The sequence below is a fragment of the Kitasatospora sp. NPDC059722 genome (assembly GCF_042733235.1).
Classification (GTDB): Bacteria; Actinomycetota; Actinomycetes; order Streptomycetales; family Streptomycetaceae; genus Kitasatospora.
The window spans coordinates 2,026-7,779 of record NZ_JBHWGD010000169.1 but is presented as its reverse complement, the minus strand read 5'-3'; the positions used below and the strand labels follow the sequence as shown (position 1 = coordinate 7,779).

General features: G+C 73.7%; 3 protein-coding genes and 1 riboswitch. Of the genes, 2 read left to right on the top strand and 1 reads right to left on the bottom strand.

From position 1 onward, the window contains the following. Positions 1-125: 125 nt before the first annotated feature. Positions 126-1,736 carry a malate synthase A gene (gene aceB, locus ACFV4F_RS41285; RefSeq protein WP_380510788.1) on the top strand — a complete coding sequence of 537 codons (1,611 nt, stop codon included), beginning with the start codon at positions 126-128 and terminating at the stop codon, positions 1,734-1,736. 139 nt (positions 1,737-1,875) lie between these two features. Beyond that, the gene (locus ACFV4F_RS41280; RefSeq protein ID WP_380510794.1) at positions 1,876-2,733 is read left to right on the top strand and encodes a 3-hydroxybutyryl-CoA dehydrogenase; all 858 of its coding nucleotides are present in this window, start codon (positions 1,876-1,878) and stop codon (positions 2,731-2,733) included. An 88-nt stretch (positions 2,734-2,821) separates the two neighbouring features. Here the strand turns inward: ACFV4F_RS41280 and metE are convergent, their stop codons facing one another. After that, complete coding sequence (gene metE, locus ACFV4F_RS41275; protein WP_380510785.1) at positions 2,822-5,137, bottom strand: 5-methyltetrahydropteroyltriglutamate--homocysteine S-methyltransferase; 2,316 nt, start codon at positions 5,135-5,137, stop codon at positions 2,822-2,824. A gap of 151 nt (positions 5,138-5,288) precedes the next feature. Continuing rightward, positions 5,289-5,526, bottom strand: a riboswitch (cobalamin riboswitch). Positions 5,527-5,754 lie beyond the last annotated feature (228 nt).

The following is a 5,754-nucleotide window of genomic DNA, read 5'->3' as shown; positions in this document are numbered from 1 at the left end:
GGTGCTTTCCATCTACCCCTCCGGGGCGCCCTCTGGGGGTTGGGGCCCCCATCCCCCCCCCCCCCGGGGCCTGGGTTGGGGCCCGGCCCCCCGGGCCCCACCCACCCCGCCTCCTGGAGGACCGGATGAGCCAGCCCACCCGTACCGAGGTCCTCGGCGAGCACGAGGACCGCTTCGACGAGATCCTCACGCCCGAGGCGCTCGCCTTCCTCGCGCGCCTGCACGACGAGTTCGCCGACCGGCGCACCGGCTTGCTCGCCGAGCGCCGCCGCCGCGCCGCCGCGCTCGCGGCCGGCGGCACGCTCGACTTCCTCCCGCAGACGCGCGCCGTCCGCGAGGACACCACCTGGCGCGTGGCCGGCGCCGGACCCGGCCTCGCCGACCGCCGGGTGGAGATCACCGGCCCGCCCGAGCGCCGGATGACGGTCAACGCGCTCAATTCCGGTGCGAAGGTGTGGCTCGCCGACTTCGAGGACGCCACCGCGCCCACCTGGCACAACCTCGTCTCCGGCCAGCTCAACCTGATCGACGCGATCGAGCGCCGGATCGACGACACGACGCCCGGGGGCAAGCGCTACCGGATCGGCGACGACCCGGCCACCATCGTCGTCCGCCCCCGCGGCTGGCACCTCGACGAAGCCCACCTGCTGATCGACGGCCGCCCGGCCATCGGCGCGCTGGTCGACTTCGGCCTCTACCTCTTCCACTGCGGCCGTCGCCAGATCGAGCGCGGCAGCGGCCCGTACTTCTACCTGCCCAAGCTGGAGAACCACCTCGAAGCCCGCCTCTGGAACGACGTCTTCACCTTCGCCCAGCGCGAGTTGGGCATCCCGTACGGCACCGTCCGCGCGACCGTCCTGATCGAGACCATCACCGCCGCCTTCGAGATGGACGAGATCCTCCACGAACTGCGCGACCACGCGGCCGGGTTGAACGCGGGCCGCTGGGACTACCTGTTCAGCCTCATCAAGAACTTCGCCCACCACGGCCCGCGGTACGTCCTGCCCGACCGCGCGACCCTCACCATGACGCAGCCCTTCATGCGCGCCTACACCGACCTCCTCGTCCGCACCTGCCACCGCCGCGGCGCCCACGCCATCGGCGGCATGGCCGCCGCCGTCCCGCAGCGCGACCCGGCCGCCAACGAGGCCGCCCTCACCAAGGTCCGCGCGGACAAGGAACGCGAGGCCGGCGACGGCTTCGACGGCTCCTGGGTCGCCCACCCCGGTCTCGTCGCCACCTGCCACACCGCCTTCGACGCCGTCCTCGGCGACCGCCCCCACCAGCTCGACCGCACCCGCGAGGACGTCGACGTCACCGCCGCCGACCTGCTCGCCGTCCACCGCCTCTCCCCCGGCCTGCCGACCGACCACGGGCTGCGGTCCAACGTCGCCGTCGCCCTGCGCTACCTCACGGCGTGGCTCGGCGGCGCCGGGGCCGTCGCCGTGTTCGGCCTGATGGAGGACGTCGCCACCGCCGAGATCGCCCGCTGCCAGATCTGGCAGTGGCAGCACCACTGCACCCGGCTGACCGGCGGCTCCCTCGCCACCCCGGACCTGGTGCGCCGCCTGATCGACCGCGAGCGGGCCGCGCTCCTCGGCGAGGGCGTCGACCCCGAACTGCTCGACCACGCGGTGCGGATCCTCGAAGAGACCGCCCTCGGCGACGAACTCCCCGCCTTCCTCACCACCGAGGCGTACGCCCGCCACCTCGTCCGCGACCGCGCCGCGGCCTGACCCGCCCACCCGTACGGAGGCAGCCTTGAACGAGATCCGCCGTCACGAGACCAGTCATGACGAAGCCAGCCGTGACGAAGCCAGCCGTGGCGAAGCCGGCCGTCACGAGACCGGCCGTGACAAGACCAACCGTGACGCGATCCGCCGCGTCGCCGTCGTCGGCGCCGGCCAGATGGGCTCCGGCATCGCCGAGGTCTTCGCCCGTGCCGGCCTGGATACCATCGTCTGCGAGAGGGACCCGTCCGCACTCCGGGCCGCCCGCGGCCGCATCGACCGCTCCCTGCACCGCGCCGTCGACCGCGGCCGGATCAGCCCGACCGACCGCGAGGACACCTGGGCCCACCTGCTGTTCGCCGACGACCTCGAAGCGCTCGCCGACCGCCAGCTCGTCGTCGAGGCCGTCATCGAGGACGAACACCTCAAGACGGACGTGCTCACCGCGCTCGACAAGGTCCTCGCCGACGACGACGCGGTCCTCGCCACCAACACCTCGTCCATCCCGGTCACCCGCCTCGGCAACACCACCGGCCGCGCCTTGCACGTCCTCGGGCTGCACTTCTTCAACCCGGCCCCGGTGATGCCCCTCGTCGAGCTCGTCGCCTCCCTGCACACCTCCCCACCCGTCCTGGCCCGCGCCGAGGCCTTCGCGCGCGACGTCCTCGGCAAACACGTCGTCCACTCCCGCGACCGCGCTGGCTTCGTCGTCAACGCCCTGCTCGTGCCCTACCTGCTGTCCGCGATCCGGATGGCCGAAGCCGGCCACGCCACCCCCGAGGACATCGACGCCGGCATGGTCCACGGCTGCGCCCACCCGATGGGTCCGCTCCGACTCGCCGACCTCATCGGCCTCGACACCGTCGAGGCGATCGCGCGGTCGATGTACGACGAGTACAAGGAGCCGCTCTTCGCACCCCCGCCCCTGCTCTCCCGCATGGTCGAGGCGGGCCTGCTCGGCCGCAAGACCGGGCAGGGGTTCCACCCGCACCGCGGGGTGTGACCGAGCGGGCCCCGCCGGTGTCCAGGCCTCTGTCACGAAGGGCCGGACACCGGCGGGGCCTTGTGCTGTCCCCGGGAAGGGGGTCGGATCAGCCCGCCAGTTCCTCGCGCAGGTGGCGGGCGGCAGCGACCAGGCTGTCGAGGGAGGCGCGGGTCTCCGCCCAGCCGCGGGTCTTCAGGCCGCAGTCGGGGTTGACCCACAGGCGCTCGGCCGGGATCGCCGCGAGGCCCGCGCGCAGCAGCGCCACGGCCTCCTCGGTGCTCGGCACGCGCGGGGAGTGGATGTCCCACACCCCCGGACCGACCTCGCGCGGGTAGCCCGCCCCGGCCAGTTCCCCGGCCACCTCCATGTGCGAGCGCGTCGCCTCCAGGGAGATGACGTCCGCGTCGAGCTCGTCGATCGCCGTCATGATCGCACCGAACTCGGCGTAGCACATGTGGGTGTGGATCTGGGTGTCGGCGCGGACGCCGGAGGTGGCGACACGGAAGGACTCCGTCGCCCAGTCCAGGTAGGCCGGGCGGCCGGCGGCCCGCAGCGGGAGGGTCTCGCGCAGGGCCGGCTCGTCGACCTGGACGACGGCCGCGCCGGCGGCCTCCAGGTCGGTGACCTCGTCGCGCAGGGCGAGGGCGACCTGGCGGGCGGTCTCGGCGAGCGGCTGGTCGTCGCGCACGAAGGACCAGGCGAGCATGGTGACCGGGCCGGTCAGCATGCCCTTGACCGGGCGGTCCGTCAGGCCTTGCGCGTAGCGGAACCAGTCGACGGTCATCGGGTGCGGGCGGGAGATGTCCCCGGCCAGGACCGGCGGGCGGACGTAGCGGGTGCCGTAGGACTGCACCCAGCCGTGGCGCGTGGCGAGGTAGCCGGTGAGCTGCTCGGCGAAGTACTGGACCATGTCGTTGCGCTCGGGCTCGCCGTGGACGAGGACGTCGAGGCCCGCCTTCTCCTGGTAGGCGATGACCTCGCGGACCTCCGCCTCCATGCGCTCCCGGTAGGCGGCGGCGTCGATCCGTCCCGCGCTCAGGTCGGCGCGCGCGAGGCGCAGTTCGGTGGTCTGCGGGAAGGAGCCGATGGTGGTGGTCGGCAGCAGGGGCAGGCCGAGGCGGGCGCGCTGGGCCTCGGCGCGCTGCGGGTAGGCCTGGGCGCGGCGGGTGTCGTCGAGGGTGACGGCGGCGGAGCGGGCGCGGACGGCCGGGTCCCGGGTGATCGGCGAGCCGGCCCGGGAGGCGAGGTCGGCGCGGTTGGCGGCGAGGTCGGCGGTGATCGCCCCGGTGCCCTCGCGCAGACCCCGGGCCAGCAGCGCCGCCTCCGCGGCCTTCTGCTTGGCGAAGGCGAGCCAGCGCAGGATCTGCGGGTCGACGTCGCGTTCGAGCGTGGCGTCGATCGGCACGTGCAGGAGGGAGCAGGACGGCGCGACGTCGATCCGGTCGGCGAGCCCGAGCAGGGTGGCCAGGGTGGCGAGCGACTGCTCCAGGTCGTTGATCCAGATGTTGCGCCCGTCGACCACGCCGGCCACCAGCCGCTTGCCCGGCAGCCCGCCGGCGGCGGCGAGGTCGTCCAGGTTGGCGGCGGCAGGTCCCGTGAAGTCCAGCGCCAGGCCCTCGACCGGGGCCTTGGCGAGGACCGGGAGCGCCTCGCCCAGACGGTCGAAGTAGCTCGCGACCAGCAGCTTAGGACGGTCGGTCAGTGAGCCCAGCTCGCGGTAGGCGCGGGCGGCGGCGTTGAGCTCGGCGGGGGTGCGGTCCTGGACGAGCGCGGGCTCGTCCAGTTGCACCCACTCGGCGCCGGCGGCCTTCAGAGCGGCGAGCAGCTCCGCGTAGACGGGCAGCAGCCGGTCGAGCAGGGTGATCGGCCGGAAGTCGTCGTCGACGCCGGGGGCGGGCTTGGCCAGCAGCAGGTAGGTGACCGGCCCGACCAGCACCGGGCGGGCGGCGTGACCGAGCGCGAGGGCCTCCCGCAGTTCGCCGACCGCCTTGGCCGGATCGGCGGCGAAGGCCGTGCCCGGTCCCAACTCGGGTACCAGGTAGTGGTAGTTGGTGTCGAACCACTTGGTCATCTCCAGCGGCGCGACGTCCTGGGTGCCGCGCGCCATGGCGAAGTACCCGTCCAGCGGGTCGGCATCGACGGCGTCCCGGTGGCGGGACGGGATGGCGCCGACCGCGACGGTGGTGTCCAGCACGTGGTCGTAGAGCGAGAAGTCCCCGGTCGGGATCTCCTCGATGCCGGAGTCGGCGAGCTGCTGCCAGTTTCCCCGGCGCAGGTCGGCGGCGGTGGCGAGCAGCGTCTCGGCGGTGACGGCGCCCTTCCAGTACCCCTCGATCGCCTTCTTGAGCTCCCGGCCCCGGCCCTGGCGGGGGTAGCCGTACGCGGTGGCGAGGGTCGCCGCGGCTGCGGACTTCGTGGTCAAGGGACTCTCCTTCGCGAGTCTGTCTCTCAAGTACCCGGCGACGGGACGAGGACGCGAAGGGATGACGCACCGGGCGAACCGCTGCACGGGCAGCTCCGCCTGGTGTGGTCGCCGACCCGCCCTCGAGGTCACCGGATGGCCGCGCGCGAACGGTCGCACGCGGGCAGCGGGCAGGTCTTCGGACTCGCGGGCACGGCCGGCCCTTGAAGGGCGGTCACCTACTGGCCGTCGCTTCCCAGACCCGGCCCGGGCCCAGTGCGTATGACGGCGGTCGTTCCCACTCACCGCTGCGGGGCAGTCCCGGACTGGCCAGTTGAATGGCGTCACCGGGTTCCCTCTTGCGACGCCCCGCCTGGCGGACGGGGCGAACCAGCTGCACGGCCAGCCTACGGCCTATCCGCGGTCGCTTCGTCGGGGATTCGGCCATTCGTCCGGATGCTGAGACGACGTCAGGAGACGACGTCGGGATTCGGCGCCACCGCGGACGTGCCGGGGGGGGCCCCCTGGGGGGGGGGCCCCCCCCGCGGTGCAGTGGTAACAGTTGTTACAGTCGGTACAGGAGGGGCGCGGGGGGGGAGGGGCGGTCAGGCCGCCCGGGCCGTACCGCGCGGGCACCG

Bases quoted from the DNA above. Each gene is read 5' to 3' on its own strand.
- aceB (WP_380510788.1), top strand. From the start codon at position 126: ATGAGCCAGCCCACCCGTACCGAGGTCCTCGGCGAGCACGAGGACCGC.